We start from the raw sequence: 22,836 nt of genomic DNA on the forward strand, positions 1-22,836 counted from the left end.
GGTCCCATGACGATCAGGACGCGCCCCCTCGGTGACGACTTCACCGCCCCCATCGACGCCCGCTACTTCGAGGACTACACCGCCGGCACGACCTACGAGTACGGCCACGTCACCGTGGAGGAGGCGGAGATCATCGAGTTCGCCCGCCGCTTCGACCCGCAGCCCATCCACGTGGACCCGGACTTCGCCGCTTCAGGCCCGTTCAAGGGCATCATCGCCAGTGGCTGGCACACCGGCTCGATCATGATGCGGCTGTTCGCCGACCACTTCCTGTCCCGGGTCGCCAGCCTCGCCTCCCCCGCGTCGACGAGCTGCGCTGGCCCGCCCCCGTCCGTCCCGGCGATACCCTGCGCCTGCGCGTCGCCGTTCTGGACGCCCGCCCGTCGCGTTCCAAGCCGGACCGCGGCATCGTCAGCACCCGCGCCGAACTCCTCAACCAGGACGACCAGGTCGTCCTGCACACGCTGCCGGCGAACCTCCTGCGCCGCCGCACGGCCTGATCAACGCACGGCCTGATCACCGCACGGCCTCCCGCGCCGGCCCCGGCTCGGCGGCCGGAACCGGGACGGCGGGCTCGGGCAGCGTCCGGAACAGCAGCCAGGCCAGCGCGGGCAGCGCGACCAGCGGGGCGAGGGCGACGCGCAGCGACGCGGCGTCGGCCACGGCACCGAGGACGGGGCTCGCGAGGCCGCCGGCGCTGACCGCCAGGCCGAGGGTGACGCCGCCCGCGGTGCCGACGCGCGTGGGCAGGTAGTCCTGCCCGAGGGTGACCTGCAGCGAGAACGGGACGTAGAGGCCGGCGGAGGTCAGAGCGACGAACAGGTACAGCGCCGGGCCGGGCGCGAACACGATGCCCGCGACGGCGGCCACGGTCAGCAGGTACGACCAGCGCACGACGGTGACCCGGTCCCACCGGGCGGCCAGGGAGCCGCCCGCCACGGTCCCCACCGCGCCGCCGGCGTACAGGACGAACAGGGCCGCCGTGCCCGCCGCCACTCCCCCTCCGGTGCGCTGCCGCGCGTAGAACGAGATGAACGTGCTCAGCCCCACGAACACGATCGACCGGCAGATCACGGCAAGCGACAGCTTGACGAAGGAGCGTGCGTCGTCCACCCCGGTCGTCGTGCGGGCGCGCCCGCCGGCGGCCGTCCCCCCGAGGGCGCGCAGGACGGGCAGGCAGACGACGCTGCCCGCGAGCGCAGGCACCACGAGGAACGGCGTGCACCGCAGGCCGCCGCCGGTCGCGACGGCCGCCGCCACCAGGAGCGGCGCGAGCGCGAACCCGATGTTGCCGCCGACGGAGAACCAGCTCATCGCCGTGTGGCTTCCCTTGCTCGCCTTCCGGGCGACCCGGGCCGACTCGGGGTGGTAGGCCGCGACCCCGATACCGGAGACCGCCACGAACGCCAGGGTGAGGGCGTAGTCGCCGCTGAGGCCGCTGAGGGCGATCCCCACCCCCGCCAGAAGCGTGCTCAGCGGGAGCAACCAGGGCATCGCCCACCGGTCGGTGAGCGCCCCGAACAGCGGCTGCGCCACCGAGGACAGCAGCGACGCGGCGAGCACGATGCCCGAGGCGGCGGCGTAGGTGTAGGCGCGCTCGGCCACGAAGAACGGGACGAGCGCCGTCACGGACCCCTGGTAGACGTCCACGCACGCATGCCCGGCGGACAGCAGGAAGACCGACCCCGCTCCTGGTGAACTCGTCGCTTCTCGTGAACTGGTCGACACGTCCCTCATGCTCGCGTCGCGGACCCGTGTCGGACTTCCGATAATCTGCCAACCAATGCAGGAAACCCGCCATCAGTCGACCGCACCGACCCGAGCGCGCTCGCTCGCGCCGGGCGCCGCCATCGACGCCCACCGCCACGACGACCACCAGATCACCTACGCCGGACGGGGCGTGGTGGCCGTCACCACCGGCGCGGGCTCCTGGGTGGCGCCCGCCGACCGCGCCATCTGGATACCGGCCGGGGCCGTCCACGCCCACCAGGCCCACGGCGAACTCGAACTGCACCTGGTCGGCCTGCCCTCGACCGAGAACCCGCTCGGGCTGGACGAGCCCGCGGTGCTCGGCGTCAGCCCCCTGCTGCGCGAACTGATCCTCGCCTACACCCGCGACCCGGACGACGGAACCCCCGCCAGGGCCCGGCTGCGCGCCGTCCTGCTGGACCAGCTGCGCGTCTCGTCCCAGCAGCCGCTGCATCTCCCCGCCCCGACCGTCCCGCACCTCAGGGCGCTGTGCGACATCCTGCACGCCGATCCCGCCGACGACCGGACGCTCGCCGAACTGGGCAGGGAGATCGGCGCGAGCGACCGCACCCTGTCGCGGCTCTTCAGGAGCGACCTCGGGATGACGTTCCCGCAATGGCGCACCCAACTGCGCCTCTACCACGCCCTGATCCTCCTGGCCGAGAACACACCGGTGACCACCGTCGCCCACCGGTGCGGCTGGTCGTCCGCCAGCAGCTTCATCGACGTCTTCCGCCGAGCCTTCGGCCACACCCCGGGCGCCCACCACCCCGCATGAGCGGGCCGGCCGGAGGGCTCAGTTCTTCAGGAAGTCCAGAAGGTCGGCGTTGAACCTCTCCTTGTCGCCCGGAACGAGGGCGATGCCGTGCGAGGACCCCTCGTAGACCTTCAGGACGGCATTTGGAATGATCTTGGCGCCCTTGCGGGCGGTCGCGTCGATCGGCACGATCTGGTCGTCGTCGCCGTGCACGATCAGCGTCGGGATGTCGAACTTGCGCAGATCCTCGTGGAAGTCGGTGCGGGCGAAGGCGTCCACGCACTTCACGCCGGCCTGGATGGTCTCCTGCATGCCCATGAACCAGAACGCGTCGCGGTTGCCCTGGGTGGCCTTGGCGCCCGGACGGTTCGCGGAGAAGAACGCCTCCGAGGCGTCCTTCCAGTACTGCGAGCGTTCGCGCAGGATGCCGTTCTTGATCTCCTCGAACGCCTGCTGGGGCACGCCCTCGGGGTTGTCCTCGGTCTGGAGCATGAGCGGCGTGATCGCAGACAGCAGGACGGCCTTGCGGACCCGCCCGGTGCCGTGGCGCCCGATGTAGCGGGCCAGCTCGCCGCCGCCCATCGAGTGCGCGACCAGCGTGACGTCCCGCAGGTCGAGCCGGTTGATCAGGTCGTTCAGGTCATCGGCGAAGGTGTCGAAGTCGTAGCCGTTGAAGGGCTGGCTGGAGCGTCCGTGCCCCCGGCGGTCGTGGGCGATGCCGCGGTAGCCGTTGTCGGCCACCATCTTCAGCTGGTCCTCCCACGCGTCGGCGTTGAGCGGCCAGCCGTGGATGAAGACCACGGTGTGCCCGCTGCCCCAGTCCTTGTAGAAGATCTCGTTGCCGTCGCGAGTGGTGACGAATCCCATGCTCGAACCCCCGTAGCGCTCCTGTGGACACGATGGCCGGGACGACCGCGCCGCCCGGCGACATAAGGACCGTCCAGCAACCAGCCGCACCGATACCCCGACTACCGCCCGAAACGCCCAACAGCCAGTCGAAAGGTCTTTACCTCACCTCCTCCGGCAAGGGCCGGAGCGGGCCCACTGGTGATCACGGCCGGCGGTTCTCCACCCAAGCTCAACCTTGGATAGAGCGAAGCCAACCCCTGGATTGACGAGGGTCTGTTCCAGCGCGCAGCCTGTCCACGGAGCCCCGGGGACGGAGCCTGGCGACGAAGGAGCGGCCGTGACGGCAGAACAGGACGACCGCTTGGACGGCGAGGCCGACGCCACCGAACTGCTGCGCGCCGAACGCGCCGACGTGATTCGGCATCCCGGTGGCACTCTCATGGAGCACCTTCACCGGGTGCACGCTCTGCTGGACTCCTGGGGCGCGCGGCGCGCACTTCGCCTTGCGGGACTGTGCCACGCCTTCTACGGAACCGACGGTTTCCCCGTCGCGCTCGGCTCCATTCACCGGCGCGAGGAACTGAGCGTGGTCATCGGGACCGAAGCCGAGGACCTCGTCTACCTGTACGCCAGTTGCGACCGCGCCCGCACCTACCCTTCCCTGCACCGGCCCGACGGCGCCGTGGCCGACCGCTTCACCGGCCTGTCGTCTCCCGCCTCACCAGGTCAGCGCCGGGACCTCGCCGAACTCACGGTCGCCAACGAACTGGACGTCGTGCGCACGGCCGCCCTGGAGAGATCCCAGATCACGGGTCTTCTGGACCTGTTCGTCACCTGGAGATCCCTGCTGAGCGACCCCGCCTTCCACGCCGTCGAAGACGCCCGCCGAAGCATGCACCTCGCCTGATGTGCCGGAGACGTTCGGCCGGCACGCCTCGGGTGAAGTCAGCCTTCCGGGTAGAAGAGGAACAGCGTGCAGCCGGTCGACGTCTGCGGGACGTGGGATGAGCCCGCGGGGGCGTGGATGAACGATCCGGCCGGGTAGTCCCGGTCGCCGTCGTTGAAGGTTCCGGAGACCACGAAGACCTCCTCAGGGCCCGGTTCGTGGACGTCGACTCCCTCCCAGCACGTGTTCGGGTCCATCTGCAGGACGAAGGCCTTCGCGCCGGCGTCCCCGCTCCACAGCGGCCGCAGGCGGATGCCCGGGAAGAGTTCACGGACGGGGGCGTCCTGAACGTTGGACCACGCATAGCCGGGCGCGCTCTGTTCTGTCGTCATGAGACCAGCCTGACGGCCGGCGCCCCAGCCGGCCGAGTGTCAGGAAAGACATGATCCGGTACTTTCATGCCATGCATCGCGTCGCGGCTCTCGTGCGTCCACCGCAATCGACCTTCGAGCTCGGCTGTGCGGCCCAGATGTTCGGGGTCGAGCGAGCCGGGCTCCCGGTCCGGTACACCTTCGGCGTGTGCACGGAGCGGCCCGGCCCCGTCGCGACGCTGGCCGGGTACGACATGCTCGTCACCGCCGGGCTGGACGCGCTCGACGAGGCCGACACCGTGGTCGTCCCGGGTTGGCTGCCCGCTGAGAGGCCACCGTCCCCCGCGGTCGTCCAGGCCCTCCGCCGCGCGCACTCCCGCGGCACCCGAGTGGTCAGCATCTGCTCCGGCGCCTTCGCCCTGGCGCACGCCGGTCTGCTGGACGGACGGAAGGCGACCACCCACTGGGCCCTGGCGGACGAGCTCGCCGCGCACTTCCCGCACGTCCAGGTCGACCCGGACGTGCTGTACGTGGACCACGGTGACGTGGCCACCAGCGCCGGCGCCGGAGCCGGCATCGACCTGTGCATGCACCTGATCCGCACCGACCTGGGCGCCCGGTACGCCGCCCAGGTCGCAAGGACCATGGTCATGCCGCCCCACCGCGAGGGAGGCCAACTGCAGTACTCGGCGCCGCCGCACCCCGCCCAGATCGACGGCACGCTGGCGCCGTTGCTGGACTGGATCACCGAGCGGCTCGGCGAGCCGGTGACCATCGAGACCATGGCCGCACACGAGCGCGTCTCCACGCGCACCCTCGCCCGCCGGTTCTCCGAGCAACTCGGCACCAGCCCGGGACAGTGGCTGCTCACCCGACGAATCGCCGCGGCTCAAGACCTACTGGAGTCCTCCGACCTGCCCCTGGACACCATCGCCCGTCGCGTCGGACTCTCCTCGGCCACCAACCTGCGCAGGCGCTTCCTCACCATCCTGGGCACGACACCGGGCGCCTACCGCCGCACCTTCCGCGCAGAGCAACGCTGACAGGACTCGCAGCACCGGCTGTGACCTGGAGAATCAGCGCCTTCGGCCACCTCGTCCCCGCCATCCGCCCAGCACGGATCGACAGGGCGGCATTCGGGCGCGGAACACTAGTCGTCGCCGGATTGGGAAAGGCTCGCCTTGGCCTTCTCGTAGTCGCCGTCCGGCGCCTCGTCATCAAGGCGGTAGACGAGGTGGACGACACCGGTTGCGAAGGTCTTGGAGGAGATGAGCTTCAGCGGCAGCGGCGCATCGGCGTCCTCGAACAGCCGCATGCCCTTGCGCACGGCGATCGGGTGGACCAGCAGGTGCAACTCGTCGAGGAGACCTGCCGCCAGAAGCCGGCGGACGACCGAGACCGAACCGCTCATCGCGATGTCGGACGTGGACGGTTCGCTCTTCAGCGCGGTCACGGCCTCGATGAGGTCGCCCTGGAGCCGTTCGGAGTTGCGCCAGGTGAAGTCGAGGTCCTGGCCGGACACCACGATCTTGCGGGCGTCTCCGAGCTTCTTGGCGAAGCCGGCGTCCTCGCCGCCGGCCTTCTCGCGGTCCGGCCACGCCCCCGCGAAGCTGTCGTAGGTCCTGCGACCGAGCAGGAGTGTGTCGGCCGACCCCATCTGGGCCTCGACGGCCTGACCCATCTCCTCGTTGAAGTACGGGAAATGCCAGTCCTGCGGGTCTTCGACGACTCCGTCGAGCGAGATGAACAACCCTGCAGTGATGTTCCGCATTCTGGGACTCCTTCGACGGCCTGACGGACATGGCGCTCACCAGGTTCGACCAGTGCCACCGCCAGAACTCATCGGTTCCGGTCGTGCCCGAGGGCCGCGGGCCGGGCACCGGCGGTGTGCGGTCAGAGCTTTTCGATGGTGGCGAAGCGGAGGACCAGGGTGCGGACGCCGTAGTCGCCGCCGAAATCCACGCTGGCCTTCTCGCCATTGTCGTAGACGGAGACGACGGTGCCCAGTCCGAAGGCGTCGTGGGTGACCTTGTCGCCTGGGGACAAGGACGGGACGGGACGGTTGCCCGGTGAGCGGGTTCCCGGGCGTCCCGCCATCCGCGACATGGCGGAGCCGGACGTGGAGGAAGCCTCGCGTTCCCATTCGACGAGGGTCGTCGGGACCTCACCGAGGAAGCGGGACGGCGGGTTGACCTGCGGCGCTCCCCACGAGCTGCGCATCGTGGCCCGGGAGACGTAGAGGCGTTGCCGGGCGCGCGTGATGCCGACGTAGGCGAGGCGGCGTTCCTCTTCGAGTTCCTTGGGGTTGCTCATGGCGCGCAGGTGCGGGAAGACGCCGTCCTCCATGCCGGTGAGGAAGACGACCGGAAATTCGAGGCCCTTCGCGGTGTGCAGCGTCATCAGGGTGACGACGCCGTGCTCGCTTTCCTCGGGCTGCTCGCCCGGCGGGACGGGCCCGCCCTTCGCGCCCCCGGGAATGGAGTCGGCGTCGGCGACCAGGGCGACCTGTTCCAGGAATTCGGGGAGGCGGCCCTCGGCGGACTCGCCGTCGAGGCGCTCTTCGAATTCGCGGGCGACGGCTTCGAGTTCCTGGAGGTTCTCGATGCGGGTCTCGTCCTGCGGGTCCTTGGACGCCTGGAGCTCGGCGAGGTAACCGCTGGCCTTCAGCACCTCGGCGACCAGGTCGGCGGGGGTGAGCGACTCGGCGGCGGCGCGCAGCTCGTCCAGCAGGGCGACGAAGTCGCGGACGGCGTTGAGCGAGCGGGTCGCCATGCCGGGGACGTCCTCGGGCGTCCGGAGGGCCTGCCAGAACGAGATGCGCTCGCGGGACGCGTACGCCTCGACGCAGGCCTCGGCGCGGTCGCCGATGCCCCGCTTGGGGACGTTCAGGATGCGGCGCAGGGAGACGGCGTCCTCGGGGTTGGCGAGGCAGCGCAGGTAGGCGAGCGCGTCGCGGATCTCCTTGCGCTCGTAGAACCGGACGCCGCCGACGACCTTGTACGGCAGCCCGACCCGGATGAAGACCTCTTCGAAGACACGGGACTGCGCGTTGGTGCGGTAGAAGATGGCGACCTCGCCGGGGCGGGCGTCGCCGTCGTCGGTGAGCCGGTCGACCTCGCGGGCGACGAACGCGGCCTCGTCGTGCTCGTTGTCGGCCACATAGCCGATGATCTTGTGGCCCTCGCCCTGGTCGGACCAGAGCTTCTTGGGCTTGCGGTCGGCGTTGCGCTCGATGACGGCGTTGGCGGCGGACAGGATCGTCTGGGTGGAGCGGTAGTTCTGCTCCAGCAGGATCGTGGTGGCGTCGCTGTAGTCGCGCTCGAACTCGAGGATGTTGCGGATGGTCGCCCCGCGGAACGCGTAGATCGACTGGTCGGCGTCGCCGACGACGCACAGCTCGGCGGGCCCGACGCCCTCCACGGGCGCGGTCAGCTCGCGGACGAGCTCGTACTGCGCGTGGTTGGTGTCCTGGTACTCGTCCACCAGGACGTGCCGGAAGCGGCGCCGGTAGTGCTCGGCGGCCTCCGGGAACACCTGCAGCAGGTTGACCGTCATCATGATCAGGTCGTCGAAGTCCATGGCGCCGGACTGCTGGAGCCGCGCCTGGTACATCTCGTAGGCCTCGGCGAGCGTCTGCTCCATGTGCGTGGACGCCCGCGCCTTGAACGTCTCGTAGTCGATCAGCTCGTTCTTCAGGTTGGAGACCTGGGCGCCGAACGACTTCGGCGGGTAGCGCTTGGGGTCGAGGTCGAGCTCGCGGCACACGAGCGCCATCAGCCGGTTGGCGTCGGCCTGGTCGTAGATCGAGAAGCTCGTGGGGAAGCCGAGGCGCTTGGCCTCGCGGCGCAGGATCCGGACGCACGCGGAGTGGAACGTCATCACCCACATGGCCCGCGAGCGCGGCCCGACGAGGGCGTCCACCCGCTCCTTCATCTCGGCGGCGGCCTTGTTGGTGAAGGTGATCGCGAGGATCTGGCCGGGGTGCACCTCCCGCTCGCCGAGCAGGTGGGCGATGCGGTGGGTGAGCACCCGGGTCTTGCCCGAGCCTGCGCCGGCGACGATCAGCAGGGGGCTGCCGGAGTGCACGACGGCGGCGCGCTGCTGCGGGTTGAGGCCGTCCAGCAAGGGGTGAGCTTCGGTCTTCGACATCACGTGCGAGTCTACGGCGCCGCACGGACGTTTTCGGCGCGTCCGCCGAGCCGGGGTGTCCCGTCCCCGCCCGCCCGCGCTCGGGACGACCCCCTGCGCGGCCCTCGCCCGGCGCCCGGCGGACACCCCCGGTCACCTTGATCGGGGGTCCGGCGGCAGCATGTGGACAGATGGGGTGCCTTTTGGACACGGTGGGTTGACTCGATCTCACGTTCCGGCGGACGTTGGAGACGAAGCGGATACCGGTCGGGCCCCGGCCCGTTCTCGGAGTGCAAGTGCTCCGTATTGCATCCCCGCATGTCCGCGTACAGCGGCGCAGAGTCAGCAGGGACTCGCGCACTGTCACAGGGGAGGTGGCTTCAATGACCCATCCGCAAGAGCTCCAGACGCAACTGGACGCCGAGGTCGTGATACCCGCGCAGTGGCCGGGACGGGCATCGCAGGCGGCGGCTCCGCCGCTTCCGCAGTCCGTCCCGCGGCCGGTGCCGGTTCCGGTTCCGGAACAGCCCGGCCACAGATTCCTGATCTACAAGCAGGACCCGTCGGTCGCCGAACTGGGCGCGCGGCTGACCTACCTCCCGACGGTGGTGCTGAACGGCCCTATGGACGTGCGCGTCCAGACCGAGTTGCAGGGCGTCACCCCGGTCGCGCGCAACATCAGCGGCGACTTCATCTTCACCCCCGGAACCCCGCAGTTCGACTGCGCGCACACGTTCGCCGTCGTCCGGGAGACGATGGCCATGTACGAGCGGCACAACGGCGGAGTTCCGATCCCGTTCGCGTGGAACGTCGGGGGCAACACCGAGCGCATCACCGTGTTCCCGCACGCCGCCGAGGGCGCGAACGCGTTCTACACGCGAACGGCCAAGGCGTTGAAGTTCCTCTTCTTCACGCCGAAGGGGCAGCCCACGTCGAACGTCCTCTTCACGTGCCAGTCCCTCGACATCGTCGCGCACGAGACGGGCCACGCGATCCTGGACGGGCTCAAGCCCGGCTGGCTGTCGGCGGACGCCCCGCCGCAGACCGGCGGCCTGCACGAGGCGTTCGGCGACATCACGGCGATCTTCCTGGCCCTGGCCCAACCGGACCAGGCGGAGGCGCTCGTCTCGCTCACCAAGGCGAACCTGCACGACAGGTCGTTCCTGGCGGACCTGGCCGAGCAGTTCGGCAAGGCGCTCGGCATGCCGGCCGGGCTCCGCAACGCCGACAACGACCTCAAGCTCAGCGAGGTCGGCAACGAGGTGCACTCGATCTCGCAGGTGTTCACCGGCGCGATCTACGACATCCTCGCCGACGTCTACACCTTCGAGCTGAGCCGGCAGCAGCGCACGAAGGACGCCACGATCGTGCTGATCGAGACGGCGTCCGCGCTGTGCAGACTCGTGTTCGACGCGATCGTCGCGTCCCCCGCGACCGGCGCCCGGTACGTGGACGTGGCGAACAAGATGCTGCAGGCCTCGGCGACCCGCGGCGACCCGGCCGTCTACCGGACGTTCATCCGCAACCGGTTCGCCGTCCGGGAGATCACGACGGCGGCGACGCCGCTGCGCGACCTGATGAGCGGGCGGATGGCGATGACCGAGGCCGCCTACACCGGAGACGGTCAGGACGTCACCGAGGTCGAGCCGCACGACGAGAACTCGGCGAGCCTGCTGGCCGCCCAGGACAGGTCGCGCTGCTGCGGGACGATGCAGATGCCCGAGTACCAGGCCATCTCCGCGGAGAAGCTGGCCCAGGGCGGCTCGCTGGAGGACGACGACATCCTCCGCAGCCAACTGGACGAGCTGCGCAGCGCGTTCAGCAAGTAGCACCGCCCACCGAGCAGGGAGGTAGCGACCCGCGCAGGCGGGTAGCGAGAGAGCAGGCGAGTCGACGGGGAGGTGCGCGGCATGCGCGTGACGATCGAGAGCACCGGCGGTTTCAGCGGGCGCAGCGCGGTCGTCGCGCAGTACGACACCGCGGCCCTCCCCGCCGGGCAGGCCGGCCGCGTCCGCGAGGCCGTGGACGCGCTGGCCGCCGCGCACGCCCGCGGCGAGCCGGGCGAGATCGGCGCCGACCTGCCCGCGTACCGCATCACGGTCTCCGGGGACGGGGCGGAGGAGTACGGGGCGGCGGGGGAGTCGCGCGTCTTCGAGGTACGAGGCGACCCGACCACGGGAGTCGCCTCCGTCCTCGGCACCCTCCTCGAAGGCCCCGACGCCACCCCCTAGCTGTACTGCCCGCGGGCGGCCGGGGCCGCGTCATGGCGGCCGGGGCCGCTGGCGGCCCGGGGCGCGGAGGTCAGTTCGTCTTGCGGTGGTCGCGGGCGGATTCGGCCGCGGCGTGGACGGCGGCGAGGTCCGCGCCGGTCGCGGCCATGGACGCGGCGGCCACCGCGCCCTCGACCAGCGGGGCGTCCGCGAGCAGCACGTCCTCGCCCTCGGCGTCCTCGATGAGCATCTTGGCGGTCAGCACGGAGCTGCCGAGGTCCGCGAGCAGCACGACCCCGTCGCCGCCGTCCGCCGCGGCGACCGCCTGCTCGACGAGGTCGATGCTCGTCCCGAGGCGTCCTTCGGAGTCGCCGCCGGCGGGTTCGACGACGGCCTTGCCGACGCCCATGGCGCGGGCGACCTCGGCGACGCCTTCGGCGAGCGTCCGGCTGTGGGAGATGATGACGATCCCGACCATGTCACCCCTCCCCCGCGGCGCCGGATCCCGCGACATCGGCGAGGGTTTCGAGCAGCAGTGCGGTGGACGAGGCGCCGGGGTCCATGTGTCCCTCGCTGCGCTCGCCCAGGTAGCTGGCCCGGCCCTTGCGCGCCCGCATCGGGACGGTGCCTTCCGCGCCCTTCGCGGCGGCCTCGGCGGCGGCCCGCGCGCATCCGGCGAGGCCGGAGCCGTCCGCCAGGGCCGCCTCGTACGCCGCGACGGCCGGAGCCAGCGCGTCGACCATCGTCTTGTCGCCCTCGGCGGCCTTCCCGAGATCCTGGACGCCCCCAAGGGCGGCCCGGAGCGCGGCGCCGAGCGCGGCGGCGTCCACATCGGCGGCGTCGCCGAGCACCTTGCCCGCGCGGCGCAGCGCCGTCCCGTAGAGGGGGCCGGACGCGCCGCCGGTCTTCGACACGACGGCCCGACCTGCGGCGATCAGCACCTTGCCCGGCGGCACGTCCCCGGGGAGCGCCTCCACGGCCGCGCGAAAGCCCCGGTCGAGGTTGAGGCCGTGGTCGCCGTCGCCGATCGCCGCGTCGAGCCGGGTCAGCCGCTCGGCGTCGGCGGACACCCGTTCGGCCGTAAGCCTGATCCAGGCCGCGAAGTCCCCCGCGTCCATCGGACCCGCGCTCATCGGCCCCACCGCAGCCCCGGAGTCTCGACGGGCGCGTCCCACAGGCGGATCAGCTCGGGCGTCACCCGGCACACGCTGATCATGCAGCCCGCCATCTCCAGACTGGTCACGTACGGCCCGACCAGGCGGCGGACGACGGTCGCGCCGTGCCCCTCCAGCCATTCGGCCGCGGCCGCGTAGGCGACGTACTGCTCGATCAGCGGGGTGCCGCCCATCCCGTTGACCAGCACGAGCAGCTCCGAACCCGACAGCGGCATGTCCGCGTCGATCGCGCTGAGGGCGGCGTCCACGATCTGCGCGGCGGTGCCGACCCCGACGCGTTCGCGGCCGGGCTCGCCGTGGATGCCGATGCCGAGCTCCATCTCGTCCTCGCCCAGGTCGAACGTCGGCGTCCCGGCCGCCGGGACCGTGCAGGACGACAGCGCCACGCCGAACGACCTGCTGCGCTCGTTCACCTCCCGCGCCACGGCCGCCACGTCCGCGAGGGACCCGCCCTCCTCGGCGAGCGCCCCGGCGATCTTCTCGGCGAACAGGGTGGCGCCGGTGCCGCGCCGGCCGGCGGTGAACGTGCTGTCCTCCACCGCGACGTCGTCGTCGACGATGACGGACACGACCTCGATGTCCTCGTCCTCGGCGAGTTCGGCGGCCATCTGGAAGTTCATGACGTCGCCGGTGTAGTTCTTCACCAGGTGCAGCACGCCGGCGCCGCCGTCCACCGCCATCGTCGCGGCGATGATCTGGTCGGGGACGGGAGAGGTGAAGACCTCGCCGCAGCAGGCCGCGTCCAGCATCCCGTGGCCGACGAAGCCGGCGTGCAGGGGTTCGTGACCGGATCCGCCGCCCGAGACCAGGGCGACCTTCCCGGTGCGCGGGGCGTCCCCCCGTATGACGGTCCCGTTTCCCGGGTCGACCTTCAACGACGGGTGTGCGGCGGCCAGTCCGCGCAGGGCGTCGGACACCACGTCCGCCGGAGCGTTGATGAGTTTGCGCATGTCTCAGCTCTACCCCGGCGGAGCGTCCCGTCCCAGACCCAATCGCCGATCATGCGATTCGGGGGGGTGCCCGGACGGTCCGCGCCCGCATAGGTTGCCTCCGTGACGAAGGCACCGAAGATTCTTTACGACTGCGACACCGGCATCGACGACGCGATGACGCTGCTCTACCTGGCCTCGCTGGTCCAGGCGGGGGAGGCGGAGCTGGCGGCGGTCGGCACGGTGCACGGCAACATCGACCCGATGACCGGCGCGCTGAACACGCTGCGCGTGCTGGAGGCCGCGGGAATCCACTCGGGCGGGCGGGAGGCGGACGGTCCGGTGGTGCCGGTCGCGGTCGGCGCCGCCCGGCCGATGGCGCAGGACGTCCACTACGCGCTGGACTGGCACGGCACCGACGGCCTCGGCGACACGCGCCTTCCCGAGCCCGCGGGACGCCCGGTCGCCGAGCCCGCCGCCGCGCAGATCGTCCGGCTGGCCCGCGCGATGCCCGGCGAGCTGACCCTGCTCGCGACCGGCCCGCTGACCAACCTCGGCTCGGCGCTGCTGCTGGACGGCGAACTGCCGTCGCTGATCCGCGAGGTCGTGGTGATGGGCGGCGCGTTCGACCACCCCGGCAACATCACCACGCACGCCGAGGCGAACATCTGGCACGACCCCGAGGCCGCCGACCTGGTGTTCGCGGCGGACTGGCCGATCGTCCTGGTGCCGCTGGACGCCACGCACCCGACCGCCGTCCACGACGACTGGCTGGACCGGCTGGCCGCGCACGACACCCCCGTCGCCCGGTTCGCCGCGAGCATCCTGGAGTTCTACGCGGACGCCTACACGCCCACCCTGAAGCGCCGGGGCGCGGTGATCCACGACGCCCTCGCGGCGATGCTGGTCGTCGACCCGGACCTGGGCGAGTACGTCCAGCGTCCGGTGCGGGTGGAGCTGCGGGGCGAGCTGACGCGGGGCACGACCGTGTGGGACGCCCGGTCGCTGCCCGCCGAGGACACCCGCCGCCCGGTGAAGGTGGCCGTCGGCAGCGACGTCGCGCGGTTCCAGGAGCGCCTGCTGTCGGCCCTCCTCACCTTCTGAGCAGGGCGCGCATCCCGCCTGCCTTCGCCCCCGGCCCCCGGTGCGGGCGCGCGGCCGTCCGACGCACCCGGAACGTTCGCTGAAAGCACGATATCCGGGTATGCCGGAACCGATGTCCGACCTTATTGTTGAAGATGTGACCAACCTTCTGGACGACAGCGAAGTGCAGCGGATCCTCGCCGTGATGGCCCATCCCGACGACGTCGACTTCGGCGCGGCCGGAACGGTGGCGGGCTGGACGGATCGCGGCATCGAGGTCGCCTACCTCATGGTCACCGACGGCGACGCGGGCGGCTTCGACGACGGCGTCACCCGCGAGGAGATGGCCGAGCTGCGCCGTGAGGAGCAGCGCGCCGCGGCCAAGTGCGTCGGGGTGAGCGACGTCCGGTTCCTCGGCTACCCGGACGGGCGGGTCGAGGTGAGCTTCGATCTGCGCCGCGACATCGCCCGCGTCATCCGGCAGGTGCGCCCGGACCGGGTGCTGATGCCGAGTCCCGAGCGCAACTACGAGCGGATCTACCCCAGCCACCCCGACCACCGGGCGGTCGGGGCGGCCGCGCTCGACGCCGTCTACCCCGACGCCCGCAATCCCTACGCGTTCCCGGAACTGCTCGCCGACGAGGGCCTGGAGGCGTGGACGGCGCGGGAGGTGTGGCTGTCCGGCGGCCCCGTCGTCGACCACTACGTGGACATCACCGACCGGTTCGACCGGAAGGTGAACGCGCTGCGGGCGCACGCCAGCCAGACCGCGCACATGGGGGACGGCCTGCTGGAGATGCTGCGCGGCTGGCTCGGGGGCAACGCCGCCGCCGCGGGGCTGCCCGAGGGACGTCTCGCCGAGTCGTTCCAGGTCATCGACACCGCCTGAGCCCCGCCGCTCGCGCGGACACCCGACCGCGAGGCAAAAGGCGCCCTCGCGAGGGCGCACCGGAGCGGCCAGGTCGCCCAAGTATCGGTCACGCAGCAAATACAGTCTCTTACAAGCCGTAATCGGCCTCCGAGCGGGCATGTACCCCCTTGTGACAGAACTCGGGGGGTCGTCATGCCGCGTGAGATCGAGGCCACCGCCACATCCGCCGCCGCGCCTGAGGTGATCTTCAAGCACCTGTGCGTGCCGGAGGCATGGGACGAGTGGGGCGGTTTCTGGACCAGGGTGCGGCGGGAGACCGCCGGTCAGGAGCACCCGAACGGGCTCGGGGCCGTCCGGTACGTCCGGTCGTGGCGCGAGGAGGTCGTGGCCTGGGATCCGCCACGCCACTACGGCTACATCGCGCTGGCCGGCCACCCGGAGCGGCGCCTTCGGGCGGACGTCACGCTGGAGCCGCACTTCGCGGGAACGCTGATCCGCTGGCGCGGCGAGGTGGACGGCTTCCCGGGCACCGGACCGCTCACCAGCGCCGTCCTGCGCCGCCGGCTCGACACCTACGCACGCCGGGTGGCGCGGCATTCCGAGCGCTGCGAACCGGGCTGCCCAGCCCGCCTACCGGGCGCCCTCTAGGCCCCGCCCGCACCCGGGCGCGCACGGCCGCCGGGACATGCGCGCCCGCCGGGTGAAGCACCACCCGCGGAGTCGTGCACGCCGCCAGGTCATGCACGCCCAGTGGGCCGTTACGCGTCCATCAGGTCATGCACGGCCAGGGGGTCACGCACGGCTGGGGAGCCGTGCGGGGCCGTCCGGTGAATGCACGCCCGCCAGGTGATGAGCGGCCGGTGAGTGATGCACGGCCGGTGGGTCACGCACGGGGCCGGCAGGTCACGCGTGCGCGTGGGGGCGCGGCGCGGGGGTGCGTGCGCTCGGCTTGGGCGCTCGCCGGTTCGGGTCGGACGTTGGTTTCGGGTCGCATGACATTCGGGGGAATCGATGCGGCGTCATCTGATCGTGCTCGCTCTGGTGGCGGGCGGCGGGGCGGGGTCGGCCGCCTACTGGTTCATGGCGGACGGGGAGCCGCGTGGGCGCCGGGTCGTCGCGAGCGCGGGAGAGTCCGCGGCGGCGGGACGGGACGTGTCCACGGTCCGGCTGGCGCTCCGCCCGTTCGACTCCGAGGCGCTGCGCCGGGACCTGCGGGCCTATATCCGGAAACGTCCGGGCAGGGCGGGGGTGATGGTGACGGACCTGCGGACGGGGCGGTCGTTCGGCGAGAACGCGGACGGCCGGTTCGTCACCGCCAGCATCATGAAGGTCGACATCCTGGCGAGCCTCCTCCTGCGGCGGCAGCGCGACGGGCGGGGGCTGACCGGCACGGAGCGGGCGCTGGCCGGAACGATGATCCGGGAGAGCGACAACGCGGCGGCGAACGCCCTGTACGCCGAGGCCGGGTACGGTCCCGGCGTCACCAGGGCGAACAGGGCCTTCGGGCTGAAGCACACGAAACCGTTCCCCACCTCGTGGGGTTCGTCCGTGACGAGCCCCACCGACCAGGTGCGCCTGCTGACGAACCTGGTGTCGGACGGGAGCCCGTTGAAGGCGCGCGGACGCCGCTACGTCCTCGGCCTGATGGGTTCCGTGCTGGACGAGCAGGCGTGGGGCATCAGCTCGGCGGCGGGCCGGGAGAGAGGGTGGCGCTGAAGAACGGCTGGGTACCGCTCCGCTTCCAGGGGCACGGCTGGGCGGTCAACAGCATCGGCCGCGTCAGCGGACGCGACCACGACTTCCTCATCGCGGTGTGCAGCAGCGGCAACCCGACGATGGAGACGGGGGTGTCCACCGTCGAACACGTCGCCGACATGGTCGTCGACGGCTTCCGCGCGTCGGGGCCGTGAGCGGGTTCGTGCGGCGTGAGTGCACCCGTAAGGGGCTTGTGATTCGGGGAAACCGGCAGGGAAATCGGCGGGGTGCGCAGAACCGGGGAGCCGCGCTCCCGGACCGGGCGGCGGGCCGGCCGCCCAGCGTGCGCCGGGAACGTCAGCGGTGCAGGGGCCGGGTGAGCTTCTTGCCGTCGGCGGCGGCCACGGCGACGCAGGTGACGGTGCGGTCGCCGGACTTCCACGAGTCGGCCGTCGGGTAGTAGTAGGAGTTCGCGATGCCCCGCGCGGCCGGGTCGCGCCGGATCCGCGCCTGCGTGCGGAGCTTGCATCCGTTCGAGGCGAGCTGCTGGAGCCGCGACTCGGGCGGGATGACGAAGCCCTTCAGCCGGAAGACGGCCATCACCTCGCCGTCATGCGGCCCCGCGCAAGGGACGATCTTGACGCTCTCCACCTCGACCGGTTCCTCGGTCGCGGAGCTGGCGGCGCCCGAGTTGTCGTTGATGCAGTCGCCGACCTTCATCTTCTTGGCGTCCACCTCCTTGGGCTTGGTCTGGGTGACCTTGGGCGTCGCCCCGGCGCCGTCGGACGAGCCGTCCCCGCTCAGCACGAAGCCGACGATGCCGCCCACGATCCACAGGCAGGACAGGACGATCCCCGCGATCGCGAGGCCGCGGCCCTTGCCGCCCTTCTTCGCGATCTGGTTGAGGGAGATGGCACCGAGGACGAGGCCGACGATGCCGAAGCATCCGAGGAGGCCGGTCACGAACGCGGCGATCGCCATCCCGTTGGTCTTGTCGGCGCGGGATCCGTACGGGGAGCCGGGGCCGTGCTCGCCCGGCATCGGCGGGGACGGGGACGGATAGGGGGCCTGAGGGCCCTGCGGCGGGGGCCCGGTTGGGGGATATGTCATGACGAGCGACTGTTCCACACCGGGGGGTGGCCCTGATCATGATGCACGGCAGCCGAGGATTACGATTCGCTCACGACTACAGTGAGAACGTTTACTCCGAGCCCGGTAGAGGACGTTCTCACCGCGCCATCAGACGAGACGGCGGGCGGCGGCCCAGCGCGACAGCTCGTGCCGGTTCGACAGCTGGAGTTTCCGCAGGACGCTGCTGACGTGCGTCTCCACCGTCTTCACCGAGATGAACAGCTCCTTGGCGATCTCCTTGTAAGCGTAGCCGCGCGCGATCAGCCGCAGCACGTCGCGCTCCCGCTGGGTGATCTGGTCCAGTTCCGGGTCGACGGCCGGGACGTCCGAGGCGGCGAACGCGTCCAGGACGAATCCAGCGAGACGCGGCGAGAACACGGCGTCCCCGTCGGCGACCCGGCCGATCGCGTCCGTCAGCTCGGGGCCGGAGATCGTCTTGGTGACGTACCCGCGGGCCCCGCCCCGGACGACGCCGATCACGTCCTCCGCCGCGTCCGACACCGACAGCGCGAGGAACTTGGACGAGACGGCGCCGTGCAGCCGCCGCAGCACCTCGATCCCGCCGCCGCCGGGCAGGTGGACGTCCAGCAGCACCACGTCCGGCTGCGCCCCGCGGATCACCGCGACCGCCTCGTCGACGTCGCCGGCCTCCCCGACGATCTCCACGCCGCCGCCCAGCTCCGCCTTCACGCCGGTCCGGAACATCTGGTGGTCGTCGACCAGCACGACCCTCTTCAACGCCTCGCTCATGTCCACGTCCCGCTCATCTCGACGCCTCGCTCGTGCCCTGTCCTCGGGGACGCCCCGGCGGCCGCGCTCACGACTTCCTGATCTCCAGGCGCACCTCGGTGCCCTCGCCCGGCGCGGTGCGGACGGTGGCCTTGCCGCCGTGGCGCTCCATACGTCCGATGATGGACCCTCGGACGCCCATCCGGTCCTCCGGGACCTGGTCGAGAACGAATCCCTTGCCCCGGTCGCGGACGAAGATGGCGATCTCGTCGCCCTCCACCTCGGCGTACACCGACACCGAGGGCGCCTCCGCGTACTTGGCGGCGTTCACCATCGCCTCCCGCGCCGCCTGCAGCGCGGAGCCGAGCCGCTCGTCCAGCGCCGAGTCGCCCACGCAGACGACCTCGATCGGGACGTTGTGGTCGTCCTCGACCTCTCCGGCCACCTCCCTGATCGCGGCGGCGAACGTCTGGTCGGGGTCGGCGCGCGGCTGGTAGAGCCATGTCCGCAGCGTCCGCTCCTGGGACCGGGCGAGCCGCTGCACCTCGCGGGTGTCGTGCGCGTTCCGCTGGATGAGGGTCAGCGTGTGCAGGACCGAGTCGTGGATGTGCGCGGCCAGCTCGGCGCGCTCCTGGGACCGGACGCGCTCCTGCCGCTCGGCGTCGAGGTCCTGCCAGAGCCGCACCACCCACGGCGTCATGATCACCGCGACGCCGGTGAGAATGATCAGCATCGCGATGAGGACGGACCGCGCCTGGTCGGCCTCCACCTTCTGCGCCACGAAACCGCCGATGCCGCCGACGACGAGGAGCAGGCCGAGCAGGCTGCGCAGCCACCGCTGGCGCAGCGGCAGGGTCCAGCGCTGCCGCTGGTCGCGGTCGGCCTGCTGCCACAGGATCGCGGCGCCGACGCCGCCGACGATGAACGGCCACAGCGCCCACCGGACGACTCCGGCCGCGCCCCACGGCAGCGCCGCGAGTCCGCACGCGACGGCCGCGTAGGCGAGCAGCTGGCCCCAGTCCCGGCCGCGCCGCCGCCCGCCCGCCTCGGCCGGTGCCCTCTCCCGGACGGGGACGAGGATCCAGAGCGCGGCGTAGGCGGCGACGCCCAGCCCGCTCGCCATCGTGAGCAGGACGAACGCGCCTCGCACGAGGAACACGTCCACGCCGAGGTGCTCGGCCAGGCCCCGGCACACTCCGGCGACGAGCCGCCCTTCGGCCGCCCGTTCCAGCCGGGCGGGCCCGAGGGGTGTCGCGCCGACCGGTCCCGGCGGCGCCGCCGGCCGTCCCGCCGCCTCCTGGCTCACCGTCGCCCTTCCCAAGGTTCTCCCACGTCATCGATCGTCACATGCCCGGACATGATGCGCATCAGGGGCCCACCCGGGGCCGGTCTCAGGGTCGGAATCAGGGACGTCCCCGATACCGCGCCGTACGCGCGACAGGCGACCATGGTCGGCATGGGCGAGAAAGAGGACCAGAGCGAGGACCCCCGCGGCCGCACCGCCGGCGGGCCGGGTTCGCGAGAGCCCGGCGTGGGCGAGCCCGGCGTGAGCGAGCCCGGCGTGAGCGAGCCCGGCGTGAGCGAGCCCGGCGTGGGCGAGCCCGGCGTGGGCGAGCCCGGCGTGGGCGAGCACGGCCTCGGAACGCAGGGCCTCGGAGGGCACGGGGTCGGCGAGTCGACGGCGGGCGGCTACCGGCGCCTTGCGCGGGACGCCGAGCGGAAGGTGCTCGCCGGTGTGTGCACGGGGCTCGCCCGCTACACCGGCATCGACCCGGTCGTGTTCCGCGTCGGGTTCGCGATCCTCGTCCTCGCGCAAGGGCAGGGGATCTTCCTCTACATCGTGGCGGCGCTGCTGATGCCGGCGAGCCCGGGCGAGTCGTCGCTGGCCGAGCACTGGCTCAAGCGGTGGTTCGACGGGCAGGCCGTCCTGACGATCCTCGGTGCGCTGATGTGCGTGGGCGTCGCGTTCAACCTGTTCGGCGGGGTCCCCACCGACGCCATCGCGCCCCTGGTGGTACTCGGGCTGGTGCTGCTGGTCGCGCACTCGCGGGGCGTCGACCTGGTGTCCGCGGCGCGGACCGTCCCCGAACGGATCACCGGGCATGCCCCGCAGCCCTCCGCGAGGTGGACGCGGACGCAGACCGCGTCCGTCGGCGGCGTCTCGCTCGACAAGGACGTCCCTCTCGGTGAGCACGGATCTCCCGGTGAGCACGGGACGTCCCGGCCGGGGGCGGGCGGCCTGCCCGAGGGCATGATCGATCTCGCCGCGTACTCCGCCGCGTGGGCGGACACGCCCGATGCCGCGGTACCCCGTGGCACCGCGCCGGCTCAGCACGGCGGCGGCAGGACATCGCCGGTGACGGCGATCGCGCTGCTCGCGGCGATGGCCGCCGGCGCGGCGCTGATCCCGGTGGCCCGGCCCTACCCCGCCCCCGACTCCTGGTTGATCGTCATGGCGCCCGCGCTCGCCGTCCTCGGGCTCGGCCTCGTCGTCGGCGGCTGGTTCCGGACGCGCGGCCTCGCGGCGGCCGGGACCGTGCTGACCCTCGCCATGCTGACCACGGCGGTCGCGGGCGACGTCCCGCGCAACGCCGAGTACGGGGAGATCGACTGGCGTCCCACCGACACCTCGCAACTCGGCCGGGTGTACAAGGTGGGCGTCGGGCAGGGCGACCTCGACCTCACCGCCCTGCCGGTCGCGGCCGGCCAGCAGGTCACGGTCAACGCCGAGGTCGGGCTCGGGGGGCTGGAGGTCACGGTGCCGCCCGCCGCCCGCGTGCTGGTGGACGCGCGGATCGGTCTCGGCGACGTGCGGGTCGACCACCGGACGACGAGCGGGCCCGCCGCCAAGGTCGTGCGGACCCTGGAACCGGCGGACGCGCGCGCCGCGAACCCGCCGGTGATCGTCCTGCGGATCCGCGGGAAGCTCGGAGACGTGGACGTGCACCGTGTCTGAGCGCGGGCAGGCCCGCGTGACGGGTCACGGCGAGACGGGGCAGAGCGGGACGGGGCACGGCGAGACGGGGCACGGCGGATGAGGGCGGGCGGGGAGATGGCCGGTAAGAAGGCGGCGGGTCAGAAGCGGTTCCGGTTCGATCCGGCGGGGCCGGTGACGGGGGTGTTCTTCCTCTTCCTGGCCGGGCTGTTCCTCGCGGACGGCCTGACGGACGGGGACGTCCTGCCCGTCACCACGATGGTCCCGGTCGTGCTGATCGGGCTGGGGCTCGTCGGGACCGTCCGGGTGCTGACCCGCTCCCGGCGCCGCCACCTGCGCTGACGCGCCGGCGCCGCGGGACCGCTGTGACCCGCGCCGCACGGCCCGGGGCCTCCCCCGCGCAGGGAGCGCCAAGTAACGTGACCTCGACGGCAGGTGACGGATCGGGGGCCGATGGCGGGGAAGACCGGGACACCGGAGACGGGCTGCGCCGACGCGCTGCCCGGTTCCCGGTCCGCGCTGGACCGGGCCGCGCCATCAAGCCGGGCCGCCACGGGCTCTCCCCCGAGACCGTCGCCGGGATCCAGCGCGAGCGGCTGATCGACGCGTTCGTCCACGTCGTCTCCGAGCGGGGCTTCGCGCACACGACGATCAGCGCGGTCACCGAGGGCGCGGGCGTCACGAAGAAGACGTTCTACGCGCACTTCCCCGACCTGGACGAGTGCTTCCTCGCCGCCTACCAGCGCGGCATGGCCATCCTGCTCCGCCGCATGACGGAGGCCTACGAGGCCGCGCCGTCCTGGCCGGACGGGATCCACGCGGGCCTGCGCACGCTGCTCGCCGCCCTCGCCCGCGAGCCCCGGTTCGCGCGGGCGTCGCTGGTGGAGGTGAACGCGGCGGGGCCGCAGGTCAGGCAGGCGCGCATCGACGACCTCACCCGGTTCCGCTCCTTCTTCACCGATCCGTCCCTGGCGTCCGTCCCGATCCCGGTGGTGGACGCGATCGTGGGCGGCATCCACAGCGCGATCCACGTCCAGATGGAGACGGGCGAGGCGGAGGAGTTGCCGTCACTGCTGCCGTCCCTCACCTATTTCGCGCTGCTCCCCCTCGTCGGCCGCGAGGCCGCCTCCCCCTACCTGACCGGCGACCCCGGCTGACCTGCCATGACCCGGACGTGTTCGCCGCCTCGCCGGCCGGATGCAGCGGTTCGGCCGAGCCCGTAGCCGGGCTTTTGCACCGGCACCGTGGACGCGAAGGGCCGGATCAAGCTGAGCTGCGCGAACGGCTCCCGTGACCGGCTCGACGGACGCGCCGCACTGCGCTCGGGGAAGCTGGTGG

General features: G+C 72.0%; 25 protein-coding genes. 14 read left to right on the forward strand and 11 right to left on the reverse strand.

The features are described from left to right. The first annotated feature begins 6 nt into the window (after positions 1-6). On the forward strand, positions 7-516 hold the full coding sequence (locus tag CHC11_RS28115) for a MaoC/PaaZ C-terminal domain-containing protein (protein ID WP_245919880.1): 510 nt from the start codon (positions 7-9) through the stop codon (positions 514-516). Here the strand turns inward: CHC11_RS28115 and CHC11_RS28120 are convergent, their stop codons facing one another. Further along, complete coding sequence (locus tag CHC11_RS28120; protein WP_245919882.1) at positions 517-1,728, reverse strand: MFS transporter; 1,212 nt, start codon at positions 1,726-1,728, stop codon at positions 517-519. 55 nt (positions 1,729-1,783) lie between these two features. On the opposite strand from CHC11_RS28120, the gene CHC11_RS28125 reads away from it, so the two are divergent. Then, complete coding sequence (locus CHC11_RS28125; protein WP_089314853.1) at positions 1,784-2,527, forward strand: AraC family transcriptional regulator; 744 nt, start codon at positions 1,784-1,786, stop codon at positions 2,525-2,527. An 18-nt stretch (positions 2,528-2,545) separates the two neighbouring features. Here the strand turns inward: CHC11_RS28125 and CHC11_RS28130 are convergent, their stop codons facing one another. Further along, on the reverse strand, positions 2,546-3,373 hold the full coding sequence (locus CHC11_RS28130) for an alpha/beta fold hydrolase (RefSeq protein WP_089314854.1): 828 nt from the start codon (positions 3,371-3,373) through the stop codon (positions 2,546-2,548). A 319-nt stretch (positions 3,374-3,692) separates the two neighbouring features. Here CHC11_RS28130 and CHC11_RS28135 point away from each other — a divergent pair, with 319 nt between their 5' ends. After that, on the forward strand, positions 3,693-4,262 hold the full coding sequence (locus tag CHC11_RS28135; RefSeq protein WP_218826280.1) for a DUF6817 domain-containing protein: 570 nt from the start codon (positions 3,693-3,695) through the stop codon (positions 4,260-4,262). A gap of 38 nt (positions 4,263-4,300) precedes the next feature. On the opposite strand, the gene CHC11_RS28140 is transcribed toward CHC11_RS28135, so the two are convergent. Beyond that, positions 4,301-4,633, reverse strand: a complete 333-nt coding sequence (locus CHC11_RS28140; protein WP_089314855.1) for a cupin domain-containing protein — start codon at positions 4,631-4,633, stop codon at positions 4,301-4,303. A 71-nt stretch (positions 4,634-4,704) separates the two neighbouring features. Between CHC11_RS28140 and CHC11_RS28145 the strand changes: the two genes are divergently transcribed. Continuing rightward, the gene (locus tag CHC11_RS28145; protein ID WP_089314856.1) at positions 4,705-5,655 is read left to right on the forward strand and encodes a GlxA family transcriptional regulator; all 951 of its coding nucleotides are present in this window, start codon (positions 4,705-4,707) and stop codon (positions 5,653-5,655) included. A 107-nt stretch (positions 5,656-5,762) separates the two neighbouring features. Here CHC11_RS28145 and CHC11_RS28150 read toward each other — a convergent pair whose 3' ends face one another. Further along, the gene (locus tag CHC11_RS28150; RefSeq protein ID WP_089314857.1) at positions 5,763-6,383 is read right to left on the reverse strand and encodes a dihydrofolate reductase family protein; all 621 of its coding nucleotides are present in this window, start codon (positions 6,381-6,383) and stop codon (positions 5,763-5,765) included. Between the two features lie 122 nt (positions 6,384-6,505). Further along, on the reverse strand, positions 6,506-8,761 hold the full coding sequence (pcrA, locus tag CHC11_RS28155; protein WP_218826282.1) for a DNA helicase PcrA: 2,256 nt from the start codon (positions 8,759-8,761) through the stop codon (positions 6,506-6,508). Between the two features lie 362 nt (positions 8,762-9,123). Between pcrA and CHC11_RS28160 the strand changes: the two genes are divergently transcribed. Then, positions 9,124-10,569: a gluzincin family metallopeptidase gene (locus CHC11_RS28160; RefSeq protein WP_089314859.1), complete on the forward strand. Its 1,446-nt coding sequence runs from the start codon at positions 9,124-9,126 to the stop codon at positions 10,567-10,569. Positions 10,570-10,650: 81 nt separating this feature from the next. After that, positions 10,651-10,971: a protealysin inhibitor emfourin gene (locus tag CHC11_RS28165; protein ID WP_089314860.1), complete on the forward strand. Its 321-nt coding sequence runs from the start codon at positions 10,651-10,653 to the stop codon at positions 10,969-10,971. Positions 10,972-11,041: 70 nt separating this feature from the next. Here the strand turns inward: CHC11_RS28165 and dhaM are convergent, their stop codons facing one another. From dhaM to dhaK, 3 genes are read right to left on the reverse strand one after another with little or no spacing between them, the layout of a single operon-like run. Further along, positions 11,042-11,428 carry a dihydroxyacetone kinase phosphoryl donor subunit DhaM gene (gene dhaM / locus CHC11_RS28170; RefSeq protein ID WP_218826283.1) on the reverse strand — a complete coding sequence of 129 codons (387 nt, stop codon included), beginning with the start codon at positions 11,426-11,428 and terminating at the stop codon, positions 11,042-11,044. A 1-nt stretch (position 11,429) separates the two neighbouring features. Next, positions 11,430-12,083 carry a dihydroxyacetone kinase subunit DhaL gene (gene dhaL / locus CHC11_RS28175; RefSeq protein ID WP_179279045.1) on the reverse strand — a complete coding sequence of 218 codons (654 nt, stop codon included), beginning with the start codon at positions 12,081-12,083 and terminating at the stop codon, positions 11,430-11,432. Continuing rightward, positions 12,080-13,075: a dihydroxyacetone kinase subunit DhaK gene (gene dhaK / locus CHC11_RS28180; protein ID WP_089314863.1), complete on the reverse strand. Its 996-nt coding sequence runs from the start codon at positions 13,073-13,075 to the stop codon at positions 12,080-12,082. The genes dhaL and dhaK overlap by 4 nt, the downstream gene beginning before the upstream one ends. A 102-nt stretch (positions 13,076-13,177) precedes the next feature. On the opposite strand from dhaK, the gene CHC11_RS28185 reads away from it, so the two are divergent. From CHC11_RS28185 to CHC11_RS28205, 5 genes are all read left to right on the forward strand, one after another. Continuing rightward, positions 13,178-14,158 (forward strand): nucleoside hydrolase, encoded by a 981-nt coding sequence (locus CHC11_RS28185; RefSeq protein ID WP_245919884.1) that lies wholly within the window; start codon positions 13,178-13,180, stop codon positions 14,156-14,158. 112 nt (positions 14,159-14,270) lie between these two features. Further along, positions 14,271-15,026, forward strand: a complete 756-nt coding sequence (locus CHC11_RS28190) for a PIG-L deacetylase family protein (protein ID WP_089314992.1) — start codon at positions 14,271-14,273, stop codon at positions 15,024-15,026. 174 nt (positions 15,027-15,200) lie between these two features. Continuing rightward, the gene (locus CHC11_RS28195; RefSeq protein ID WP_089314864.1) at positions 15,201-15,656 is read left to right on the forward strand and encodes an SRPBCC family protein; all 456 of its coding nucleotides are present in this window, start codon (positions 15,201-15,203) and stop codon (positions 15,654-15,656) included. Between the two features lie 363 nt (positions 15,657-16,019). After that, positions 16,020-16,724, forward strand: coding sequence for a serine hydrolase (locus CHC11_RS28200; RefSeq protein ID WP_089314865.1), 705 nt, complete (start codon positions 16,020-16,022; stop codon positions 16,722-16,724). After that, positions 16,715-16,918: a hypothetical protein gene (locus CHC11_RS28205; protein WP_089314866.1), complete on the forward strand. Its 204-nt coding sequence runs from the start codon at positions 16,715-16,717 to the stop codon at positions 16,916-16,918. Before CHC11_RS28200 ends, CHC11_RS28205 begins: the two co-directional genes overlap by 10 nt. Before the next feature lie 142 nt (positions 16,919-17,060). On the opposite strand, the gene CHC11_RS28210 is transcribed toward CHC11_RS28205, so the two are convergent. From CHC11_RS28210 to CHC11_RS28220, 3 genes are all read right to left on the reverse strand, one after another. Next, positions 17,061-17,813, reverse strand: coding sequence for a DUF4190 domain-containing protein (locus CHC11_RS28210; protein WP_143227351.1), 753 nt, complete (start codon positions 17,811-17,813; stop codon positions 17,061-17,063). Positions 17,814-17,942: 129 nt separating this feature from the next. Beyond that, positions 17,943-18,584 carry a LuxR C-terminal-related transcriptional regulator gene (locus tag CHC11_RS28215; RefSeq protein ID WP_089314993.1) on the reverse strand — a complete coding sequence of 214 codons (642 nt, stop codon included), beginning with the start codon at positions 18,582-18,584 and terminating at the stop codon, positions 17,943-17,945. A gap of 67 nt (positions 18,585-18,651) precedes the next feature. Then, complete coding sequence (locus tag CHC11_RS28220) at positions 18,652-19,869, reverse strand: ATP-binding protein (protein ID WP_425427351.1); 1,218 nt, start codon at positions 19,867-19,869, stop codon at positions 18,652-18,654. A 150-nt stretch (positions 19,870-20,019) separates the two neighbouring features. Here CHC11_RS28220 and CHC11_RS28225 point away from each other — a divergent pair, with 150 nt between their 5' ends. The 3 genes from CHC11_RS28225 to CHC11_RS28235 all read left to right on the forward strand — a co-directional run bounded on the left by CHC11_RS28225 (position 20,020) and on the right by CHC11_RS28235 (position 22,655). Then, positions 20,020-21,519 (forward strand): PspC domain-containing protein, encoded by a 1,500-nt coding sequence (locus tag CHC11_RS28225; protein WP_143227352.1) that lies wholly within the window; start codon positions 20,020-20,022, stop codon positions 21,517-21,519. A 96-nt stretch (positions 21,520-21,615) separates the two neighbouring features. After that, on the forward strand, positions 21,616-21,840 hold the full coding sequence (locus tag CHC11_RS28230; protein WP_089314869.1) for a hypothetical protein: 225 nt from the start codon (positions 21,616-21,618) through the stop codon (positions 21,838-21,840). Positions 21,841-21,917: 77 nt separating this feature from the next. Then, positions 21,918-22,655 carry a TetR/AcrR family transcriptional regulator gene (locus CHC11_RS28235; protein WP_179279046.1) on the forward strand — a complete coding sequence of 246 codons (738 nt, stop codon included), beginning with the start codon at positions 21,918-21,920 and terminating at the stop codon, positions 22,653-22,655. The last annotated feature ends 181 nt before the right edge of the window (positions 22,656-22,836 follow it).

Source organism: Actinomadura mexicana (genome assembly GCF_900188105.1).
GTDB lineage: Bacteria > Actinomycetota > Actinomycetes > Streptosporangiales > Streptosporangiaceae > Spirillospora > Spirillospora mexicana.